This is a genomic window from Sneathiella sp., from assembly GCF_029233945.1.
GTDB lineage: Bacteria > Pseudomonadota > Alphaproteobacteria > Sneathiellales > Sneathiellaceae > Sneathiella.
The window spans coordinates 1-20,425 of record NZ_JARGOQ010000015.1 but is presented as its reverse complement, the minus strand read 5'-3'; the positions used below and the strand labels follow the sequence as shown (position 1 = coordinate 20,425).

The 20,425-nt window shown below is 53.4% G+C and carries 21 protein-coding genes and 1 tRNA gene; 17 read left to right on the top strand and 5 right to left on the bottom strand.

Going from position 1 to position 20,425, the window contains the following annotated elements:
• The 10 genes from P1U71_RS06925 to P1U71_RS06880 all read left to right on the top strand — a co-directional run.
• A partial coding sequence (locus P1U71_RS06925; RefSeq protein ID WP_367281142.1) for a translation initiation factor IF-2 occupies window positions 1–734 on the top strand: 734 nt, incomplete at its 5' end.
• 43 nt (window positions 735–777) lie between these two features.
• Complete coding sequence (gene rbfA, locus P1U71_RS06920; protein WP_301104836.1) at window positions 778–1,167, top strand: 30S ribosome-binding factor RbfA; 390 nt, start codon at window positions 778–780, stop codon at window positions 1,165–1,167.
• 6 nt (window positions 1,168–1,173) lie between these two features.
• Window positions 1,174–2,070, top strand: a complete 897-nt coding sequence (gene truB / locus P1U71_RS06915) for a tRNA pseudouridine(55) synthase TruB (RefSeq protein WP_301104835.1) — start codon at window positions 1,174–1,176, stop codon at window positions 2,068–2,070.
• A gap of 15 nt (window positions 2,071–2,085) precedes the next feature.
• Window positions 2,086–2,355, top strand: coding sequence for a 30S ribosomal protein S15 (gene rpsO, locus P1U71_RS06910; protein WP_301104834.1), 270 nt, complete (start codon window positions 2,086–2,088; stop codon window positions 2,353–2,355).
• 221 nt (window positions 2,356–2,576) lie between these two features.
• On the top strand, window positions 2,577–4,679 hold the full coding sequence (gene pnp, locus P1U71_RS06905) for a polyribonucleotide nucleotidyltransferase (protein WP_301104833.1): 2,103 nt from the start codon (window positions 2,577–2,579) through the stop codon (window positions 4,677–4,679).
• A 147-nt stretch (window positions 4,680–4,826) separates the two neighbouring features.
• Window positions 4,827–6,227, top strand: coding sequence for a nitronate monooxygenase (locus P1U71_RS06900; protein WP_301104832.1), 1,401 nt, complete (start codon window positions 4,827–4,829; stop codon window positions 6,225–6,227).
• Window positions 6,228–6,338: 111 nt separating this feature from the next.
• On the top strand, window positions 6,339–6,758 hold the full coding sequence (gene irrA, locus P1U71_RS06895; protein ID WP_301104831.1) for an iron response transcriptional regulator IrrA: 420 nt from the start codon (window positions 6,339–6,341) through the stop codon (window positions 6,756–6,758).
• 141 nt (window positions 6,759–6,899) lie between these two features.
• The gene (locus P1U71_RS06890) at window positions 6,900–7,319 is read left to right on the top strand and encodes a rubrerythrin family protein (RefSeq protein ID WP_227948236.1); all 420 of its coding nucleotides are present in this window, start codon (window positions 6,900–6,902) and stop codon (window positions 7,317–7,319) included.
• Window positions 7,320–7,402: 83 nt separating this feature from the next.
• Complete coding sequence (locus tag P1U71_RS06885; protein WP_301104830.1) at window positions 7,403–8,740, top strand: heterodisulfide reductase-related iron-sulfur binding cluster; 1,338 nt, start codon at window positions 7,403–7,405, stop codon at window positions 8,738–8,740.
• 14 nt (window positions 8,741–8,754) lie between these two features.
• Window positions 8,755–9,354: a DUF3501 family protein gene (locus P1U71_RS06880; protein ID WP_301104829.1), complete on the top strand. Its 600-nt coding sequence runs from the start codon at window positions 8,755–8,757 to the stop codon at window positions 9,352–9,354.
• Window positions 9,355–9,362: 8 nt separating this feature from the next.
• Here P1U71_RS06880 and P1U71_RS06875 read toward each other — a convergent pair whose 3' ends face one another.
• Entirely contained in the window at window positions 9,363–9,860 is a 498-nt protein-coding gene (locus tag P1U71_RS06875) for an SH3 domain-containing protein (RefSeq protein WP_301104828.1), read from the bottom strand.
• Window positions 9,861–10,042: 182 nt separating this feature from the next.
• Here P1U71_RS06875 and P1U71_RS06870 point away from each other — a divergent pair, with 182 nt between their 5' ends.
• Both P1U71_RS06870 and P1U71_RS06865 read left to right on the top strand, forming a co-directional pair.
• On the top strand, window positions 10,043–11,029 hold the full coding sequence (locus P1U71_RS06870; RefSeq protein ID WP_301104827.1) for a D-glycerate dehydrogenase: 987 nt from the start codon (window positions 10,043–10,045) through the stop codon (window positions 11,027–11,029).
• Window positions 11,030–11,092: 63 nt separating this feature from the next.
• A complete protein-coding gene (locus P1U71_RS06865) occupies window positions 11,093–11,725 on the top strand; it encodes a trimeric intracellular cation channel family protein (RefSeq protein WP_301104826.1) in 633 nt (210 codons plus the stop codon).
• Between the two features lie 63 nt (window positions 11,726–11,788).
• Here P1U71_RS06865 and P1U71_RS06860 read toward each other — a convergent pair whose 3' ends face one another.
• From P1U71_RS06860 to P1U71_RS06845, 4 genes are all read right to left on the bottom strand, one after another.
• A complete protein-coding gene (locus P1U71_RS06860; RefSeq protein WP_301104825.1) occupies window positions 11,789–12,403 on the bottom strand; it encodes a VPLPA-CTERM sorting domain-containing protein in 615 nt (204 codons plus the stop codon).
• A gap of 353 nt (window positions 12,404–12,756) precedes the next feature.
• Window positions 12,757–13,386: a MarC family protein gene (locus tag P1U71_RS06855; RefSeq protein ID WP_301104824.1), complete on the bottom strand. Its 630-nt coding sequence runs from the start codon at window positions 13,384–13,386 to the stop codon at window positions 12,757–12,759.
• Between the two features lie 78 nt (window positions 13,387–13,464).
• On the bottom strand, window positions 13,465–16,326 hold the full coding sequence (gene polA, locus P1U71_RS06850) for a DNA polymerase I (protein ID WP_301104823.1): 2,862 nt from the start codon (window positions 16,324–16,326) through the stop codon (window positions 13,465–13,467).
• A gap of 37 nt (window positions 16,327–16,363) precedes the next feature.
• Complete coding sequence (locus P1U71_RS06845; RefSeq protein ID WP_301104822.1) at window positions 16,364–16,543, bottom strand: zinc-finger domain-containing protein; 180 nt, start codon at window positions 16,541–16,543, stop codon at window positions 16,364–16,366.
• Between the two features lie 249 nt (window positions 16,544–16,792).
• Between P1U71_RS06845 and P1U71_RS06840 the strand changes: the two genes are divergently transcribed.
• The 5 genes from P1U71_RS06840 (at window position 16,793) to P1U71_RS06820 (ending at window position 20,425) form a co-directional block, all read left to right on the top strand.
• Window positions 16,793–17,680 (top strand): AEC family transporter, encoded by an 888-nt coding sequence (locus tag P1U71_RS06840; protein WP_301104821.1) that lies wholly within the window; start codon window positions 16,793–16,795, stop codon window positions 17,678–17,680.
• A gap of 46 nt (window positions 17,681–17,726) precedes the next feature.
• Window positions 17,727–18,674 (top strand): ABC transporter ATP-binding protein, encoded by a 948-nt coding sequence (locus tag P1U71_RS06835; RefSeq protein WP_301104820.1) that lies wholly within the window; start codon window positions 17,727–17,729, stop codon window positions 18,672–18,674.
• A gap of 104 nt (window positions 18,675–18,778) precedes the next feature.
• Window positions 18,779–19,969, top strand: coding sequence for an amidohydrolase family protein (locus P1U71_RS06830; protein ID WP_301104819.1), 1,191 nt, complete (start codon window positions 18,779–18,781; stop codon window positions 19,967–19,969).
• A gap of 105 nt (window positions 19,970–20,074) precedes the next feature.
• On the top strand, window positions 20,075–20,266 hold the full coding sequence (locus tag P1U71_RS06825; RefSeq protein WP_301104818.1) for a hypothetical protein: 192 nt from the start codon (window positions 20,075–20,077) through the stop codon (window positions 20,264–20,266).
• An 82-nt stretch (window positions 20,267–20,348) separates the two neighbouring features.
• Window positions 20,349–20,425, top strand: a tRNA-Arg gene (locus P1U71_RS06820).

The window sequence follows — 20,425 nt, the reverse complement described above, 5'->3', positions numbered from 1 at the left end:
CGGAAAGTAAGGCGAAGGAAATTGCCACTTATCGTCAACGTCTGGACAAGGATAAAAAGGTCACAGCAACGGCTCGCGGGACGATTGAGCAGATGTTCAGCGCCATTCAGGAAGGTACTGCGGATGAGCTGCCGGTCGTGATCAAGGCGGACGTTCAGGGGTCGGCGGAAGCGATTACCACAGCCCTTGAAAATCTTGGCACCGATGAAGTCGCGGTAAAGATCCTTCTCTCCGGGGTTGGCGGTATTACCGAATCCGATGTTGCCTTGGCGGCCGCGTCGCGGGCGATCATTATTGCCTTTAACACCCGCGCCAACAAGCAGGCGAGGGATGAAGCGGAAAGTCAGGGCATCGATATTCAGTATTACTCGGTCATTTACAACGTGATCGACGATATGCGGGCGATGCTTTCCGGCATGCTGGCCCCGACCCTGCGGGAAAACTTCCTCGGTTATGCGGAAATTCGCGAAGTCTTCAATATTTCGAAGGTCGGAAAAATCGGCGGTTGCATGGTTACCGAAGGCAACGTCAAGCGCGGCGCGAAAGTGCGATTGCTGCGTGATGATGTGGTCATTCATGAAGGAACACTTTCAACTCTCAAGCGCTTCAAGGATGAAGTCAAAGAGGTGAAATCCGGCATGGAATGCGGAATGGCGTTCGAGAATTACCATGATCTGAAGGTCGGCGATTTCATCGAATGCTTTGAGGTCGAAGAGGTGGCACGGGAGCTTTAGGGCTCCCCTGCACAACATCGCGTAGATTCGCGGGAGAATTCTCATGGCACATACGAAACGAGGTCCAAGGACCGCGAGCAAGCGGCAGTTACGCGTGGGCGAAGAACTCCGTCATGTCATTGCGGACATTCTCTCAAGAGACCTGATTCACGATCCGGATGTTGCGGGATCGTCCGTCACAATCTCGGAAGTGAAACCGAGCCCTGACATGCGGAACGCCACCGTCTATGTCACCTCTCTTGGCGGTGTAAACGAAGAGGCCGTCATTGCCGGTCTTAACCGGACGGCAGGCGTCATTCAGGGAGAGATGGGGCGTCATCTCACCATGAAGTTCACGCCGCGACTGGTTTTCAAGAAGGACGAGTCCTTTGCCTATGGCAGCCATATCGACGATCTCATTCGCAAAAACCGGCTACCGGAAGATTCCAAATAGCATCCTATGGCACGAAAGCGGCGCGGTATCCCCATCCATGGATGGCTCAACATTGACAAGGATGCTGGTCTGAGCTCTGCGCAGGTGGTGGGTCGTGTCAAACGGATCATGAATGCGGCGAAGGCGGGCCATGCAGGCACGCTTGATCCCTTTGCGACCGGAATTCTCCCCATCGCACTTGGCGAGGCGACGAAAACGGTCAGCTATATTACCGATGACAGTAAGGAATACCGCTTCACCGCCCGCTGGGGGGAGAAACGCAATACGGATGATATCGAAGGCGAAATCGAGACCACATCCGACATCCGCCCCACCCGAGAAGATATTTTAAAAATCCTGCCCGCTTTTACCGGTGCGATCCGACAGCGCCCGCCCGCCTTTTCCGCCATTAAAATAAACGGGGAGCGTGCTTACAAACTGGCCCGTGCCGGGCAAGACATTGATATGCCGGAACGCGAGGTCCATATAGAAAGCTTAAGCCTGATCGAGATCATTGATACCGATCACGCCATCTTTGAGGTGACCTGCGGAAAAGGCACATATATCCGCTCTCTCGCCCGCGATATGGCGGTGAAGCTGGGAACTGTTGCCCATTTGTCAGCCCTTCGCCGTATCCGGGTTGGGCCTTTTTTGGAGATGGATGCGATTTCACTGGATAAGTTGGCAAAGCTGTGGCAGTGTCCCGCAGAATTTGAGGGCTTGCTCCCAATTACGACCGCGCTGGACGACATCCCGGCCCTGGCCGTAACGGAACCGCAAGCAGAGCGTTTGCGGCACGGCAATGACGTGGCAGTCCCAAATCAAGCAGACGGTTTTGTCTGTGCCATGGACGGAAACATCCCGATCGGTATCGCGAAAATCGAGGCTGACCGGTTGCACCCTGTCCGGATTTTTAATTTATAAACCTAGGAGAACCCGATGTCGATCACTGCAGAACGTAAAGCAGAACTGATCACGGAATATGCGACAAAAGAAGGGGACACCGGCTCCCCTGAAGTACAGATTGCCATTTTGACCGAACGGATCGGCAATCTTACGGATCATTTCAAAGAACATAAAGGCGATGTGCATTCACGCCGCGGACTGTTGAAAATGGTCAGCCGCCGTCGTCGTCTGCTCGACTATCTACGGAAAGTCGAAGAAACACGCTACCAGGATACGATTAAGCGCCTTGGTATTCGTAAGTAAAGTTAAGATGCGCGGATCTGTCATACGGACCGCTCTCCCAACAAACGCCGGTGTCTGCCTTGGGCTCGCCCATTGCACATCGGCGTTTGCCGCATTTAGGAAGGCTTGCTCTTCATAAATGCAAAGTTTGAAGTTAAGTAAAATAGAAATAAGGACTGAGGCATAGGGTCTCAGATTTGGCAGGACGGCATGGGGCTGTTCCTGCGTTGGAAGGAAAAAAAATGTTTGAAGTACATCGCAAGGAAGTGATGTGGGGCGGACGTCCGCTCGTATTGGAAACTGGAAAAGTTGCCCGTCAGGCTGACGGCGCAGTTATGATTACTTATGGTGGCACGCAGGTACTTTGTACGGCGGTTGCCCAGAGGACAAGAAAGCCGGGATTGGATTTCTTCCCGCTTACTGTCAACTATCAGGAAAAAGCGTTTGCCGCCGGTAAGATTCCGGGCGGCTTTTTCAAACGCGAAGGTCGTCCGAGTGAAAAAGAAACGCTCACCTCTCGCCTGATCGACCGGCCGCTGCGCCCGTCTTTCGTAAGCGGTTTTAAAAATGAAACGCAGGTTATTTGCACGGTTCTCGCGCATGACATGGAAAATGACCCGGATGTCGTTGCCCTCGTTGGCGCGTCCGCAGCATTGACTATCTCCGGCATTCCATTCCTCGGCCCGGTTGGCGCAGCGCGCGTTGGCTTTATCGACGGAGAGTATGTACTGAACCCGGTCGCCGCACAAATGGAAGACACAAAACTCGACCTTGTGATTGCGGGCACCGAAGAAGCCGTTTTGATGATCGAATCAGAGGCGCATGAGCTCAGCGAAGAGGAAATGCTGGGCGCGGTCATGTATGGCCATCGCGAAATGCAGACTGTCCTTGATGCAATTATCGAGCTTGCAGAGGCTTGCGCAAAAGAACCCTGGGATTTCACGCCCGAGGAAACAGACAAGGATCTGGAAGCCAAGGTAATAGCTGCGGCTGAATCAGCGCTTGCCGATGCTTATAAAGAACAGGTCAAGCAAACCCGGACAGACAAAGTGTCTGCCGCAAAGGAAGCTGCAATTGCCTCGCTTGATGAAGATGAGCGTGAAGATGCTGGCGGGATCCTGAAAAAGATCGAGAAGAAAATTGTCCGTGGCAACATCATTGCAACGGGTAGCCGCATCGATGGCCGGGATACCAAAACGGTTCGCCCGATCGTCGCTGAAATCGGCTCCCTGCCGCGTAGTCATGGCTCTGCTCTTTTCACCCGTGGTGAAACACAGGCTCTGGTCGTTGCCACGCTTGGCACCGGACAGGACGAGCAGATCGTGGATGCGCTTGCGGGCGAATATCGCGAGAACTTCATGCTTCACTATAACTTCCCGCCCTATTCGGTCGGTGAAGTCGGTCGTATCGGTTTTACCGGTCGCCGGGAAGTCGGGCATGGCAAGTTGGCATGGCGGGCAATCCACCCACTACTGCCAGCGAAAGACAAATTCCCATATACTTTGCGGATTGTCTCGGAAGTGACCGAATCCAACGGCTCCTCCTCCATGGCGACTGTCTGCGGTACATCACTTGCGTTGATGGATGCGGGTGTTCCGCTTGATCGCCCCGTAGCTGGTATTGCCATGGGCCTCATTCTGGAAGAAGACGGCCAGTTTGCCGTTCTTTCTGATATTCTGGGAGATGAGGACCATCTCGGTGATATGGATTTCAAGGTTGCGGGTACCGATAAAGGGATCACCTCGCTCCAGATGGATATCAAGATTTCCGGCATTACAGAGGAAATCATGCGCATCGCGCTTGCACAGGCCACCGAAGGCCGGCTGCATATCCTGAAAGAAATGGGCAAGGCAATCGACAGCGCCCGTGACGGCGTTCGTGATGGTGCCCCGCGAATTACGCAGTTGCAGGTCCATAAGGACAAAATCCGCGATATTATCGGAACAGGCGGCAAGGTTATTCGTGAAATCTGCGAAGTAACCGGCGCCAAAATCGATATCGAGGATGACGGCACCGTCAAGGTTGCCGCAACCACGACAGAAAGTGCGGATGCCGCCATCAACTGGATCAAATCCATCGTGGATGATCCTGAAGTTGGCGTGACCTACACAGGTAAAGTCGTGAAAGTCGTTGATTTTGGTGCTTTCGTGAATTTCTTCGGAAACCGCGATGGCCTCGTTCATATTTCCGAACTGGCGCCACAGCGCGTTGGCAAGGTAACTGACGTTGTCAACGAAGGCGATGAAGTCCGCGTGAAAGTTCTTGAGATTGACGGTCGCGGCAAAGTACGGCTTTCCATGAAGGCCGTTCTGGCAGACGACGAAAAGGCTGCGGCGCAGGAATAAGGCTCCAACGCCAGCTATATTCGAGATCAAGGGCGGTGTGGACGTAATTGTCCCGCCGCCCTCATTTTTAGATGTCTCTTGATGCTTGGGTTACCATGCTCTAAATGTTAGGTTAGTGCTTAGGTATGCAGCCATAGGAATTATCTCGTGAAACCGTTGAATTCGATTATGTTGTCGGGCAAGGAAGTCCTGCCCCTGATTGAGGGTGGCAAAGGCATTGCCGTCTCATCCGGGCAAAGCTCAGGCGCCTGGGCTGCCGCTGGCGGTATCGCGACTTTCTCTGGCGTCAATGCCGACAGTTTCGATGATGACGGAAATATTATTCCGCAAATTTATCACGGACGCACGCGCCGGGACCGTCACGATGAGCTGGTTGCCTATGGCATTCAGGGCGGAATTGCCCAGGCAAAGATCGCCCACGACCTTGCGGGCGGAAACGGTCGCATCCACATGAACGTTCTGTGGGAAATGGGCGGCGCGGAACGTATCCTGCACGGCGTTCTTGAGGGAACCAAAGGTCTGATTCACGGAATAACCTGCGGCGCAGGCATGCCCTATCGGATCGCTCAGATTGCGGCTGATTATAAAGTCCATTATTACCCGATTATATCCTCCGCGCGCGCCTTTCGGGCGTTGTGGAAGCGCGCATATCACAAATTTTCCGATTGGCTTGGGGGTGTCGTATATGAAGACCCCTGGCTTGCCGGCGGGCATAACGGCCTGAGCAACGTTGAAGATCCACTGAAGCCTGAAGATCCCTATCCACGGGTCGCGGAATTACGCAAGCTGATGAACGAGATTGGCCTCAATAACGTACCGATCATCATGGCCGGCGGTGTCTGGCATGTTGAGGATTGGGAACATTGGCTGGACAATCCGGAAATTGGCCCGATCGCGTTCCAGTTCGGCACTCGGCCTTTGCTCACGAAAGAAAGCCCCATTTCCGATGCTTGGAAGAAAAAACTCGGCACCCTGAAGAAAGGCGATGTCTTTCTCAACAAATTCAGCCCGACTGGGTTCTGGTCGTCCGCAGTGCGCAACGATTTCCTGGACGAGTTGAAGGCCCGCTCCGAACGCCAGGTCGCCTTCTCTAATGAACCTATCGGGGCGCATGATACGTCCTTTGGCATCGGTGCCCGCAAACGGGAGGTATATCTGACGGCAGAAGACAAGGGCCGGGCGGAAGGCTGGGTTGCGGAAGGATTTACTGAAACACTCAAAACCCCTGACTCGACGCTTATTTTCGTCACGCCCGAGAAAATGGCGGAAATCCGGAAAGACCAGATTGACTGCATGGGTTGTCTTTCCCAGTGCAAATTCTCTAACTGGGCGGAAGGCGAAAAGGGCAATACCGGCCGCAAAGCCGATCCGAGAAGCTTTTGCATCCAGAAAACCCTGCAGGATGTGATACATTCCGATGCGAATATCGAGAATAATCTCATGTTTGCCGGGCATGGCGCCTACCGTTTCGCCAGCGATCCGTTCTATGCAAATGGCTTCATTCCGACCGTAAAACAGCTTATCGAGCGGATAATGACAGGAAAATAGCCCAAAAAGCCGGAATCTTTCTGTTGCAGATTTGAATTATTAAAATAAATTCTATATACTTATGGTAATGCTCTCCACTGGGGGAGAGCGTGGACATATAGAGTATAGCCAATGGTGCAATCTGAGTTAGCGGATTTAGAGAAAAAACTGAGGGATGCTCAGTTAAGGCCAACCAAGCAGCGCTTGGCGTTGGCGCAGTTGCTATTTTCCGATGGTAATCGTCATATCACGGCCGAGCGCTTGCATAGTGATGCCATGGGAGCAAATGTTGCGATTTCGCTCGCCACTATCTACAACAACCTGCATCAGTTTACCGCCGCTGGTCTCTTGCGGGAAGTTGTCGTGGATTCAAGCCGTTCTTATTTTGATACGAACGTTATGCCGCATCACCATTTCTTTCATGAACAGTCCGGCACTTTGGAAGATATTGAGAAGAACGATCTCAAGGTCGATAATATCCCTCCGCTCCCCGAAGGAACGGAGATTAGCAGTGTCGATGTGATTGTGCGCGTTAGTTCCACCCGCAGGTAGCATCTTCCGCCTTTTCCATAAATTTCTTGTTTAGAAGAATTCTAATTTATTGACAGTGGTTTTTTCGGGACCTATATTATTTGGGTAATCCTGTTCTGCCTTGAACAGACCTAATCCAAATTTTCATTCCAGGAGGACTTCATGTCTCTAGCGGGAAGCAAAACCGAACAAAATCTGAAAGATGCCTTTGCAGGTGAATCACAGGCAAACCGACGTTACCTTTACTTCGCTCAGAAAGCGGACGTCGAAGGATACAACGATGTTGCAACGGTTTTCCGCTCCACTGCGGAAGGTGAAACCGGCCACGCACACGGTCATCTGGAATATCTTGAAGAAGTAGGCGATCCGGCAACCGGTCTGCCAATCGGCGGAACGTCCGATAACCTCAAAGCAGCTGTTGCTGGCGAAACGCACGAATATACTGATATGTATCCGGGTATGGCCAAAACTGCGCGTGAAGAAGGTCATGACGAGATTGCCGACTGGTTCGAAACCCTTGCAAAGGCGGAAAAAAGCCATGCGGGCCGTTTCCAGAAAGCGCTCAATACCCTAGACGACTAATCCGGCTTTCGGGTTCATTTTCCGGGATAGCGGGTTTTAAATTCGCTATCCCTTCTTCACCCAGTTACATTCAGAGGAATATTATGCGCGAAGGAAGTCTGGACGCGCCGACACGGCACATTATTGACTGGAATAATCCCGAATTCTATGACGAGCAGAAGCTGGATGACGAGCTGCGCCGCGTGTTCGATATTTGTCATGGCTGCCGCCGTTGCTTTAATTTATGCGATTCCTTTCCACGCCTGTTTGACCTGATCGACGCCTCTGAAACAGAAGAGCTCGATTCCGTCGCCTCTGAGGATTTCAAGCCTGTCGTCGATGCCTGCACGCTTTGTGATATGTGCTTCATGACCAAATGTCCCTATGTCCCGCCACATGAGTTCAACCTCGATTTTCCGCATCTGATGCTGCGATACCGCGCCGTGGAAAAGAAAAACGGGAAAGATAAATTTGTAAGTCGGGAACTTTCAAAAACAGATCGAAACGGCAAGCTGGCGGCCCCGATTGCCCCAATTGCCAATTGGGCAACGAAAACGTCAAACGGGATGACCCGTGGTATTATGGAGGCGACGCTCGGCATCGATAAACACGCAGCACTTCCGAAATATCAGTCGAAATCGTTCGAGCAACAGGCAAAAGAAAATCCGCTGGAGATCAATAAGAACGCTCCGGCCTATGGCCGCAAGGCCGTAATCTATGCGACTTGCTTCGGCAATTACAACAACCCGAACATTGGCGAGGCAACCCGCAAGGTACTTGCCAAAAATGGTGTGGCGACGGAAGTGGTTTACCCCGGCTGCTGTGGCATGCCGCTGATGGAGCAGGGGGATCTTGCGGGTGTCGCTGACAATGCGAAGAAGGTGTCGAAAGAACTCGGCATCTGGATCGACAAGGGGTATGACGTCATTGCTCTCGTCTCTTCCTGTGCCCTGATGCTCAAATTTGAATGGCCATTGTTGGCGCCAGACGATGCGTCCGTTGCAAAGCTTTCGAAAGCGACCTTTGATGTGGCGGAATATGTGATGGAGTTCGCCAAAAAAGAAGGTGTCGCAGACGGCATGCAGCCCATTGGTGAGAGCATGGCCATGCATCTTGCCTGTCATGCACGCGCCCAGAATATGGGGGCAAAAGGTGCGGAAGTGCTCCGCCTTATACCCGATGCGAAGGTCGCGGTGGTGGAGCGTTGCTCCGGCCACGGGGGCTCTTGGGGAATCATGAAAGGCAATTATGAGATAGCTCTCAAGGTTGGCAAGCCGGCGGCCCGTACGGCCCTTAAGTCCAATGCAAAATATATTGCCTCCGAATGCCCGCTGGCAGCGGAGCATCTGATGCAGGAAATTGAAGGCCTCGACGGTGAAAGCGCAGGAACGAAAACCGCCTTACACCCTATTGAACTATTGGCCAAAGCCTATGGCCTTTAAAAGGAACAATTGTTATGACTGCCGTTCAAAAACGTGAAATTACGCCGGAAGATATTCTGCCCCTCGCCGAGTATCAGAAAATCCGGAAGGACCATAAGAAGAAACTGATCCCGATCAAGAAAAACCGCCGGGTGGAAATCGGCCCCTTCGCGACTTTCTATTTCGAGAATTACGACACCATGTGGTCACAAATTCAGGAAATGCTGTATATCGAACAAGGCGGCGATGAGCAGCTACAGGACGAGCTTGCCGCCTATAATCCGCTCATCCCGAATGGGTCGGAACTCGTGGCGACGCTCATGATTGAGATCGATGATCCGGTTCGCCGGGACTTCATGCTGCGTCAACTCGGCCATATCGAGAAGACGATCTATCTTTCCGTTGGCGGCGAGAAAATCTACGCCGTGCCGGAGCAGGAAGTGGAACGCACGACAGATGACGGCAAAGCCTCCTCCATTCATTTTTTGCATTTTCCCCTGACCGAGACGCAGAAGGCCACCTTCAAAGACCCCGCAACGGACGTTCAGCTCGGTATCGAGCATGAAAACTACGGGCATATCACCTTGATCAAGGGCGACACGCGGACGGCGTTGGCCAAAGATCTCGCCAGCTAACGGGCGGGTTAGCGGATTTTCTCGTTCTCATACACCCCATAGAACTGATTGGCCATGAGCCAGCCAGTGAGGCCGGCAATCTCGATTTCGCACCAGCGCCCGTCGCATTCTTCCAGCTTGCCGACAACGCCGGGCTCGGCCAGCAGGACGACAGGGCTGCTCTCATCAGGGTCTTCATAGACCGCCCGCACCTCACCCGTGATGATCAAGGTCCGGCGACTGCTGATCAGATTGCGATGTACCCAGCCGATCGACCCATCCGTATCGCGAATTTGACGCCAGAGTTCATATTCTTCGATCACCTCAACCGGCCAGCCACGGCGAACATAGACCCATTTGATGGGATAACGGGTTCCCGGCCCTGCCCGGACGTTGACCTTATCCGACGACAAGGAGACAAAGCGCGGCAACGGCAAACCAGTCTCCGACCCCGTTGGGCCAGCATTGGACGGGGGGGCGATCAGGATCAGGGTAAAAAAGCCAAGAAGAACGAGACAGCGTTTCAAGATGCCAGTACCTTTATATACAACAGGCGAACGTTCATCTTATGCCGTGCGACAGGGCCCCGGGTCAAGGGCGCAAAAAAACTCAGGCCACTAACCCAAGGTCGCAATTGTATCCGCCAACATGATCTGCTAGATAAAGTCTATTGGTCTTGCCAAAAATCCAGGAACAAGAGAGTCATCACATGCCGCAGAAGAAACCCGTCGTTGTCGTAACAAGAAGGCTTCCGGACGTTATCGAAACCCGCATGATGGAGCTGTTCGATACGCGACTGAACCATGACGACACGCCGATGACCCAAAGCCAGTTGATCGAGGCGGTAAAGACGGCGGATGTTCTGGTGCCAACCGTGACGGATAAAATTGATCTCGGCGTCCTCAGCCAGACGAACCCCAATCTCAAACTGATCGCAAGCTTCGGCACGGGCGTTGATCATATTGATCTGGCCACAGCCCGCCAGCGCAGTATTACTGTGACGAATACACCGGGTGTCCTGACCGAAGATACCGCCGATATGACCATGGCCCTGATCATGGCCGTTCCGCGCCGCCTGACAGAAGGGGAACGTATGATGCGGTCCGGCAACTGGAAGGGCTGGTCGCCGACCAGCATGCTCGGCCATCGGATCTGGGGCAAACGCCTTGGTATTATTGGCATGGGCCGGATCGGGCAGGCCGTCGCCCGCCGCGCGCGCGCCTTCGGTCTTTCCATCCATTACCATAACCGCAACCGCCTGCCGGAATATGTTGAAAACGAGCTGGAAGCGACTTATTGGGAGAGCCTTGATCAGATGCTGGCGCGGATGGATATCGTGTCCGTCAATTGCCCGCATACACCGGCAACATTCCATCTTCTGAATGCCCGTCGGTTGGCGCTGCTCCAGCCAAGCTGCTATGTGGTCAATACCTCCCGCGGGGAGGTTGTCGACGAGAATGCCCTGACCCGACTGCTCCGGAATGGTAAGGTTGCCGGCGCGGGCCTTGATGTGTTCGAGCATGAGCCCGCCGTCAACCCCCGCCTGATGGAGCTGGACAACGTCATCCTGCTACCGCATATGGGTTCCGCAACGATCGAGGGACGTATCGATATGGGGGAAAAGGTCCTGATCAACATAAAAACCTTTATTGATGGGCACACACCGCCCGACCGGGTTTTACAGGCAATGCTGTAACGCCGGAGTTTTGGCGCTTTCCATCGTTCTGGCGGATCATGCGCCTTTCACAGGGAGGGCGTCATGTTTACAGACTTCGTTACCATTCTTGATCTTGTCGGCGTTGCGGTTTTTGCGGCAACGGGCTGCCTTGTCGCAAGCCGCAAGGAAATGGACCTGATCGGCTTCGGCATGATGGCCACTTTTACCGGCATCGGGGGCGGCACGGTGCGGGATATAATCCTCGACCGACCCGTTTTCTGGATTGCAGACCATCGTTATCTGCTGGTTTGCCTCGGCATCGCGCTTCTCCTTTATTTCTTTGCATCCCACGTTCAGCGGCGCTACATCGTCCTACTCTGGAGCGACGCCATCGGGCTGGCGGCCTTCGCGGTCCTTGGCGCCGAGATTGCCAGGGAGAGCGATACGGGCCCCCTAATTGCTGTCGTGCTTGGGATAATAACGGCAACATTTGGCGGACTTGTACGGGATCTTGTTGCGGGCGAAACGCCCCTACTCTTGAAGCAGGAGGTCTATGCAACGGCTGCCCTTGTCAGCGCAACCGCCTATGTTGTCGCCGTGGACATGATCGGCATTGCGCCCGTTGTCGCCGCTTGTATCGCAATTGTGGTGGGCTTTGCGGTGCGTGCTTGCGCCATCCTGTTTGGCTGGTCCCTTCCCCGTTACAAGCAGCGGGCCGGACGGGATTATGAATAGGGAATAAAAAACGGCGGCCCAAAAGCCACCGTTTCAAAGAGGAGTATCTTGTCTAAGAGTGGGTCAAGCTGTCAATGCTGCGGATTTACGACGCTTGCGCCAGCCAAAAAACCCGAGAACGGCAAGCCCAGCGCCATAGAGCGGCAGTGCGGCCGGAAGCGGCACAGCAGAGACCGTCAGATTTGCATACTCAAATGCATTGCTGTCCGATGTGAAGCGGATTTCATCAAAAACGCCCGTCGCCATGATCGAGGCAACAATAAAGCCGAGACCATTGCTAACGCTGCTAAGCTGCGCATCATCACCATGAAGGGCATCTACCCAATTGCCCTGATAGTAAAACTCCAGGCCATTATAACCATCGACGGAACCCCACATGAAATCGACAGCATAGTATCCCATGTCAAACGCATAAGAAGCGTATGAATCTTTCTGTACTGAGGTATAGGTGCCAATCCCATCCAGAGCGGTGCCTTGCCAGGGAGAACGGTATTCATTCGGCACGGAGGCCGTCAGGTTCTCATACACCGTGCCAACAGCATTTGTCGGAGACGGAACGCCCGTATCCGCCGCAGGAACATCTGTTGTCCAGGAAATGACTGCCGATTGCGCTGGCAAGGCAAAGACGAGAGACAGGCCCGCTGCGGCCATAAATGTTTTAAAAAATTTATTCATCATTTGGTACTCCTACTCTTGTCTTAAATCACGCAACTTACGAAAACCTTTAAATATTATGCCTGACTTTAAAAAAATATTTCTTAACGAAGGTAAATTCCGCGCTTACTCGTAAATTGCAGGAAAAATCACATATTTAATGGGACAAAACTGTCAACATCCTGCCTTATTGTCAACACAATTCACCTAATATTTGCATAAAATAATATGAAAAAGCTTGTGATTTCTACGGAATATCCACTTGCGGTCAGCGTCAGAAATCATCCGTCCATCCCATTGATATAGTTAATTTTTTGCAGACCATAGTTAATATATGCGCGATTCGATCCCGGTCACCACGGCTTGATCGGGTCGGATTATCCCAAAAGCCCGCTATCTCGTATTCCGTCGAATATAAATTGCACGGCCAGTGCCGCCAGCAGAACGCCGACGACCCGGGAAATCACATGGAGACCGGTCACCCCGAGAAGCTTCTGCACCTGTGTTGCCAATAGCATGAGCAGAAATGTCAGTAATACCATGCCGAGAAGCACGCCGATTACTACCGCTGTCTCGACGGTATTGCCTTTCGTGTCTGCAACCAGCAGGACCGCCGCGCCAATCGCGCCGGGTCCGGCAATTAAGGGCGTTGCCAGGGGAAAGACCGAAACATCTTTCTTCCCCTGAGCTTCTACCCTTTCTTCATCTGTGGCTGTGGTGCTACCGGAGTCACGAGCAAACACCATATCAATCGCAATCAGCAATAACAGAATGCCGCCGGAGGCCTGGAGCGCGGGCAAAGTGATACCAAAACTGGTGAGAACCGCTTTTCCGAAAAGCGCAAAGAACAGAAGAATGCCGCCGCCAATCAAGGTCCCTTTTAACGCCATCTGGCGACGTTCACGCGGGGTCGCATTTACCGTAAGCGCCGCGAACAGGGCCGCCACATCGAGAGGTCCGATGGTCGCAAAAAAAGTTGTAAAGGCGACGAGCGCGGTTTCCAGCATAAAATTCTCGCGTCTAAAGCGGGCTTTTCAATACCCTAGACTGCGCCGACATATCTCGCAAGAAATGCGTGCTGCTGGTTAATGGGCCTCGCCCCAGTTATCCCCGACCCCGGCATCCACAGTCAAGGGAACGGAAAGCTCAACCGCCGGATGGGCGGCATTCTCCATCACCGATTTGACAATCTCCGTTGTCTTCCCCACTTCACCCTCCGGCACCTCAAAGATAAGTTCGTCATGCACCTGAAGCAGCATGCGGGCGGCAAGTTTTTTGGTCGTCAAGGCATCCGGCAGTCGAACCATCGCCCGCTTAATAATATCGGCGGCTGATCCCTGAATAGGAGCGTTGATAGCCGCTCGCTCCGAGAAGCTCCGCCTCGCGCCGTTTTTGTCATTGATTCCCGGCAGATGAACCTTCCGACCAAAGAGCGTTTGCACATAGCCATTGTCATGACAGAAACTCTTTGTGTTGCTCATATAGTCCTTGATGCCGGGATACTGGACAAAATACTGATCAATATAGCCTTGCGCCTCGGTTCTGGAGACCCCGAGCTGGCGCGCTAGCCCAAAGGCGCTGATCCCGTAAATAATGCCGAAGTTAATCGCCTTGGCGGAGCGGCGCATCATCGGGTCCATGCCCTCAATCGGGACACTGAACACCTGAGAGGCCGTTTTCGCGTGAATATCGAGACCTTCGGCAAAGGCCTCTTTCAGTGACTGAATATCGGCGATATGGGCGAGCAGGCGCAGCTCAATCTGCGAATAATCCGCGCTGATCAGCTTGTTTCCAGGTTCCGCAATAAACGCCTGACGCAACTTGCGGCCCTCTTCCGTGCGGATGGGAATATTCTGGATATTGGGCTCACTGGAGGCGAGCCGGCCTGTCGATGCCGCGGCAAGCGAGAACGAGGTGTGAATGCGGCCCGTCCTGGGATTTATCTGCCCCTGAAGCGCATCCGTGTAGGTGCTTTTTAGCTTGGAAAGCTGGCGCCAGTCGAGAACTTTCTGCGCGAGTTCCACTCCGTCTGCGGCGAGCCCCTCAAGCACATTGACGTCCGTCGTATAGGCGCCGGTCTTGCCCTTCTTCCCACCGGAAAGCCCCATTTTGTCAAACAGGATTTCCCCAAGCTGCTTAGGCGATCCGACATTGAACTCCTCGCCGGCGAGATCGTGCACTTCCTTCACCAGCCCTTCCATACGGGCACCGAAATCTGTCGACAGGTTGCTTAAGAGCTTGGCATCCACCTTGACGCCCTCCTGCTCCATCTTTGCGATGACGGGTACTAAAGGGCGCTCCACCGTTTCATAAAGACTGACGGCTTTCGCTTTTACCAGTTGCCGTTTGAGAAGTTGATGCAGGCGTAGCGTAATATCCGCATCTTCCGCCGCATACTCCGTCGCCTTGTCGATGGGCACCTCGGCAAAGGTAATCTGGGATTTGCCGATTCCCGCCACTTCCTTGAAGGGGATTGGGGTTATGCCAAAGTGAAGCTTCGACAGCTCATCCATGCCATGGCCATGCAGACCCGCTTCCTGACAGTAGGAAAGCAGCATCGTATCGTCGATCGGGGCTACCTGGATCCCTTCTTGCGAGAGAATGACCTGATCATATTTAATATTCTGGCCGATCTTCATCACGCCCGGATCTTCGAGGAGCGGTTTCAGCGCCGCCAGCACATCCGCCTTCGGGAGCTGAGGCGGAATATCATCCGCCCCCTTCTCCCCTGCGCCATCAAAGTCAAAGCCGCCCTGCGACTTGGGGTTTACATGACCAACCGGAATATAACAGGCATTACCGGGATGAATGGAGAGAGAAATGCCGACGAGGGCCGCCTGCATGGCGTTGAGACTGGTCGTCTCCGTATCGACCGCAACCTGCCCAATACGATATGCCTCTTTTATCCAGGCCTGAAGTGCGTCCATATCGAGAATGGTGGTATAGTTGACCGCCTCGACTTTCGGCCCGCCGCTCTCCGCCTCCAACGGTTCATCCTCAGGCAATGCCGCTGCTTCCTCACGAAAGCCTTGCCCAAAAAATTCCATCACACGGCTGGTGAGTTGCTTGAACTCATTCTCTTTGAGAAAGGCGATCAAATCTTCGGCGCTTGGCATCTGTACCGTCAAATCCATAACATCGATATCCAGCTCGACGTCATTTTTGAGCGTTACCAGATCACGGCTGACCCGCGCCATATCTGCATTCTCGATGAGTTTTTCGCGGCGGCCCTTCTGCGGAATTTCCTCTGCGCGTTCAAGCAGAGTATCGAGGTCGCCAAACTCATTGATCAACAGCGCCGCGGTCTTGATACCAATGCCGGGGACACCGGGCACATTGTCGACGCTGTCCCCCGCCAATGACTGAACATCAATCACTCGCTCCGGTCCGACACCGAACTTCTCCCGCACTCCCTCTTCACCGATTATCTTGTTCTTCATCGGATCGAGCATGGTTACGTCGCCGCCGACCAGCTGCATCAAATCCTTGTCGGAAGAGACAATCACACATTCCATGCCGTTGGCTCGCGCCTGAGCCGCATAAGTGGCGATGATATCGTCGGCCTCGAAGCCTTCTTTTTCAATTGCGGGAACATTGAACGCCCGGGTCGCCTCCCGCACCAGCGGGAATTGCGGGATCAGGTCTTCCGGCGGGGCATCCCGGTTGGCCTTATATTCCGGATAGATTTCGGAACGGAAGGTTTTCCGGCTTGTATCGAAAATAACGGCAAGATGGCTTACCCGGCCATCGGCCTGAGTGTCCTGAATAAGCTTGAACAGCATGTTGGAAAAGCCTAGGACCGCGCCCGTGGGCGTCCCGTCCGAGCGAGACATGGGCTGCCGCCCACGAATCATCGCGAAATAAGCACGAAAAATATATCCTGATCCATCGACCAGATAAATCCTGTGTTTTTGATTTGGATCGCCCGTGACGTCCGGTTCGGTCATGCCGCTTTCCCGCCTGTTACTTTAAAATTGGCAAAAATCAGTGGCCGCCGCTGACCTTCGCACCCGCCTTTAAAACGTAAACCCGGCTGCAGTATGGGCATTCAACCTGACCTTTGTCTCCCATATTGAGATAGACGCGCGGATGGCCGAGGGCACTCTTCCCGCCATCGCAGGCGACTTTCGGGCTGTCAACTTCAATTGTCTCAAAAGCTTGCATAAAGCCGTCTCACTTCTTCTGCTGATTAACGCGGATCGCCAGAGGCCTCATCGAATTCTCGATCTGCTGGCACCGCATGGATGATATCGATTGAGCACAAGGACGCAACCGAGAAATAACGCAATTCACTATTTGGGCAGTGTTAATAGTAACCCTGCGGGAAAGAAAAATTTGCGTTGCAGTAACAGCGTGGCTAATTTTGAGCCTTGTCAGCGCGCAGGCAGTTTTATCCATTCACAGGGGGAGCTCTTGGAAACGCTTTTCATTCATGTCACCAATGTCCTTCTCCCGGTCCTGTTATGCGTGCTGGTCGGATACGGGCTTGCGCTGTTCAAAACTAATTTCGATACCAAAACCGTCGGCAGCGTTGTGGGCAATGTTGGCTACCCGACGCTGATCCTGTCGCACCTCACCGCCAAGCATATCTCTTTTGGTGCCTTTCTCGATGTCATGGCGGCAGCGGCGGTCATGATACTCTGCTTCGGCGTTATCGCTTTTGCCTTCCTGAAAATCATCAGGAAACCCGCCCAAGCCTTCCTCTCCCCAATGATATTGAACAATGTCGGCAATATTGGCCTGCCGATTAGCCTGCTGGCGTTCGGGAATGAGGGCATGGCGATTGGTCTCGCTGTTGTCGCGGTCGTCATTGCCTGCATCTTTACAATCGGTATGTGGATCCCCATCGGGAAAGTCTCACTTCGTGATCTCATTCGTCAGCCAGCCGTCTATAGCGTTGTTCTCGCGCTTATCCTGATGGGCACGGACACCAGCCTACCCGCTCCGATCGCTTCCTGCTTCAGCATTTTGGGCGGGCTCTCAATTCCGCTCATGTTGCTCACCCTTGGCTTTACCCTGGCGACATTGCGACTGGCCGGGATTATCACGGGAGCCTATCTTGCAGTCTTCCATATTGCCATGGCTGCCACCGTCGCCTATATGATCACTTGGCTGTTCGGGTTTACCGGAACAACACGCGGCGTCTTTATCCTGATGTGCCTGATGCCGGCATCCGTCGCGACCTATCTCTGGGTCGAGCGTTATCAGAAAGACTATGCGTCCGATGTAGCGAGCTACATCATGATTTCGACATTACTGACAATTGCCGTCGTCCCATTGGCGTTGACCTTCTGGATTTGACACAGCAATTGATCCATCGCTTAAAGAAACAAGAATTGAATCAAGAATGACTGACTCCGCGTCCACAATACCGGCCTTGCAGGTCCAGGACCTTACAAAGATTTATAAAATTAAAGGGCCCACTCCCGATAAGACAGCATTAAAAGCTATTAATTTGGAAGTTAAGCAAGGGTCATTCTTCGGGCTGCTGGGACCCAATGGCGCAGGTAAATCCACCCTGATCAATATCATCGCAGGCCTTGTCAACAAAACAAGCGGTAACGTTCACATCTGCGGCTTCGATACGGTGAAGGACATGCGTGCCGCCCGCAGCGCCGTTGGTGTGGTACCGCAGGAGCTTAACCTCGACGCCTTTTTTACCCCGCGCGAGGTGATGGAATTCCAGGCCGGGCTGTATGGCGTTCCAAAATCTGCGCGGCGCACCGATGAAATTCTTGACGCCATGGGATTATCTGACAAGGCCGATGTGTATGCCCGCACGCTTTCCGGCGGAATGCGGCGGCGGCTTCTGGTGGCAAAGGCAATGGTTCACCACCCCGAAGTTCTGATTTTGGATGAACCGACCGCTGGCGTGGATATCGAGCTTCGTCAGCAGCTCTGGAGCTATGTGAAGAAGCTCAATGAAGAGGGAACAACAATTATCCTCACCACTCACTATCTGGAGGAGGCGGAAGAGCTTTGCGACACCATCGCGATCATAAATCACGGCGAAGTGGTTGCCTGTGAGCCGACCGAAACCTTGCTCGGGAAAATTGATATCAAGAACGTATGCCTGCTGCTCGGTCATGATATTACGGAAGTGCCGGAACATCTGAAGCAGTTTAACGCGACCCTTTCCCACGGGCGGCGGATCAATATTTCCTATCGACCGAGTGAGACGGAAATGGCAAAAATTCTCAAGGCGGCGGCGGATGACGATCTGGATATTGTTGACCTGACGACCGAGGAGCCAGACCTGGAAGACGCCTTCCTCCAGATGACATCTACGGGGTAGCACGTCGCAACCGCATCCGTTCGCTGGGTATACTTTTTTATTGGAAATACCGATGTTAATCATGCGATATTGATGGAAGTCAAACAATCAGATGGGCAAATGACATGACAGAAACTCTCTATATCGGCGGCGACGTGTTCGACGGCAAAGGCAAGCTCCTCAAAAATCATGCTGTTCTGACGGATCGCGATACGATCAAGGATGTGGCGCCCTCGGAAAAATATGCGGACTTTCAGGGGGACCGCGTCGATACCAGCGGCGGAACTCTGATGCCTGGAATCGCCGATTGTCATGTCCATCTCGTCTATAAGGGAGAAGCTGACCCGCGCGGCAGCATCGAGGGTGTAAATCCCGGCGAAATCACGCTACGGGTTCTTGAAAATGCGCAGCTTTCGCTCAAATCCGGCATAACCGCCGTGCGTGACTGCGGCGGGCGCGAATATCTTGAGTTTCCGGTTCGGGATGCATGCAACAGCGGGCGGTTTTTCGGCCCGAACATTATGGCGTCGGGCAAGATGATCTGCATGACCGGCGGTCATGGCAACAAGAATGGCCGCGTCGCAGATGGCTGTGACGAGGTGGTGAAGGCTGTGCGCGAACAGATCCACGCCGGCAGCGACCTGGTCAAGATCATGGCCACCGGTGGTGTCATAACACCGGGGGTCAACCCGGAGGATGCGCATTACTCCGCCGATGAAATGCGCGTTGGTGTCGCCGAAGCGACCCGCTTTCACAAAACTTCGGCCAGCCACGCCCAGGGCGCAGAAGGCATCATGAACGCGGTGCAGGCGGGAATCACCTCCATCGAGCATGGTATTTTTATGGACCAAGAGTGCCTCGATGCGATGATGGAGCGCGGCACCTATCTCGTCCCGACTCTTGCAGCAGTCCAGAATATTCTCAATAACGCCGATCAGGGCATCGCCGATTATGTCGTTGAGAAATCCCGCCGCGTGTTCGAGAAACACAAGGAGAGCTTCAAGATGTTCTATAAAGCTGGCGGCAAGATCGCAATGGGCACGGATGCCGGCACGCCCTTCAACCTGCATGGCGAAAATGCAATAGAAATGGCCTATATGGTCGATTGCGGCATGACGCCCATTGATGCACTGTCGAGCGCAACCTCCGTTGCGCATGGCCTGATGCAGCTTGAGAATCGGGGGAAGATCAAGTCCGGCTTCAAGGCCGACATGCTCATCGTGAACGGCAATCCAACAGAGGATATCCTGATGGCCGCCGCGAAAAAGAACCACCGCATGGTCGTCAAAAATGGCCGGAGAGTGGATTTCCCTTAAAAAATTGACGCCGTCCGAAGTATTTTTCCGGGAATTGGTTGGCATCAAGCCCAATTCGAACTACGTTGTATATGAAGAACTCTTAATGTTCGGAAAGGAGAGTTTATGTCAATGCAAGCAGATATTGAACGTCTTCAGGAAAAAAGCCTGCGCCGCCGTCAGCGTCTGGAAGGGGAGGCGAACCTCAGGAAAAACCTGACAGAGCCTCATGATGCCGATCTGGCGACAACGGTAACGGCCAACCGCCTGAAAACCGCGAATAAAGACAAGATTGACCGGCTGAAGCGCGGCCGATAACGAATTCCTTCTTTGATCGGGGCGGCGTTCTAAAATCATTGCAACAGCGGATCGCTTGGGCTATAGCAGGGTCCTCATCTCAGCACCCGTAGCTCAGCTGGATAGAGCGCTGCCCTCCGAAGGCAGAGGTCACACGTTCGAATCGTGTCGGGTGCGCCA

Bases quoted from the DNA above. Each gene is read 5' to 3' on its own strand.
- rbfA (WP_301104836.1), top strand. From the start codon at position 778: ATGGCACATACGAAACGAGGTCCAAGGACCGCGAGCAAGCGGCAGTTA.
- truB (WP_301104835.1), top strand. From the start codon at position 1,174: ATGGCACGAAAGCGGCGCGGTATCCCCATCCATGGATGGCTCAACATT.
- rpsO (WP_301104834.1), top strand. From the start codon at position 2,086: ATGTCGATCACTGCAGAACGTAAAGCAGAACTGATCACGGAATATGCG.
- pnp (WP_301104833.1), top strand. From the start codon at position 2,577: ATGTTTGAAGTACATCGCAAGGAAGTGATGTGGGGCGGACGTCCGCTC.
- irrA (WP_301104831.1), top strand. From the start codon at position 6,339: ATGGTGCAATCTGAGTTAGCGGATTTAGAGAAAAAACTGAGGGATGCT.
- P1U71_RS06890 (WP_227948236.1), top strand. From the start codon at position 6,900: ATGTCTCTAGCGGGAAGCAAAACCGAACAAAATCTGAAAGATGCCTTT.
- P1U71_RS06885 (WP_301104830.1), top strand. From the start codon at position 7,403: ATGCGCGAAGGAAGTCTGGACGCGCCGACACGGCACATTATTGACTGG.
- P1U71_RS06880 (WP_301104829.1), top strand. From the start codon at position 8,755: ATGACTGCCGTTCAAAAACGTGAAATTACGCCGGAAGATATTCTGCCC.
- P1U71_RS06870 (WP_301104827.1), top strand. From the start codon at position 10,043: ATGCCGCAGAAGAAACCCGTCGTTGTCGTAACAAGAAGGCTTCCGGAC.
- P1U71_RS06865 (WP_301104826.1), top strand. From the start codon at position 11,093: ATGTTTACAGACTTCGTTACCATTCTTGATCTTGTCGGCGTTGCGGTT.
- P1U71_RS06860 (WP_301104825.1), bottom strand. From the start codon at position 12,403: ATGATGAATAAATTTTTTAAAACATTTATGGCCGCAGCGGGCCTGTCT.
- P1U71_RS06855 (WP_301104824.1), bottom strand. From the start codon at position 13,386: ATGCTGGAAACCGCGCTCGTCGCCTTTACAACTTTTTTTGCGACCATC.
- polA (WP_301104823.1), bottom strand. From the start codon at position 16,326: ATGACCGAACCGGACGTCACGGGCGATCCAAATCAAAAACACAGGATT.
- P1U71_RS06845 (WP_301104822.1), bottom strand. From the start codon at position 16,543: ATGCAAGCTTTTGAGACAATTGAAGTTGACAGCCCGAAAGTCGCCTGC.
- P1U71_RS06835 (WP_301104820.1), top strand. From the start codon at position 17,727: ATGACTGACTCCGCGTCCACAATACCGGCCTTGCAGGTCCAGGACCTT.
- P1U71_RS06830 (WP_301104819.1), top strand. From the start codon at position 18,779: ATGACAGAAACTCTCTATATCGGCGGCGACGTGTTCGACGGCAAAGGC.
- P1U71_RS06825 (WP_301104818.1), top strand. From the start codon at position 20,075: ATGTCAATGCAAGCAGATATTGAACGTCTTCAGGAAAAAAGCCTGCGC.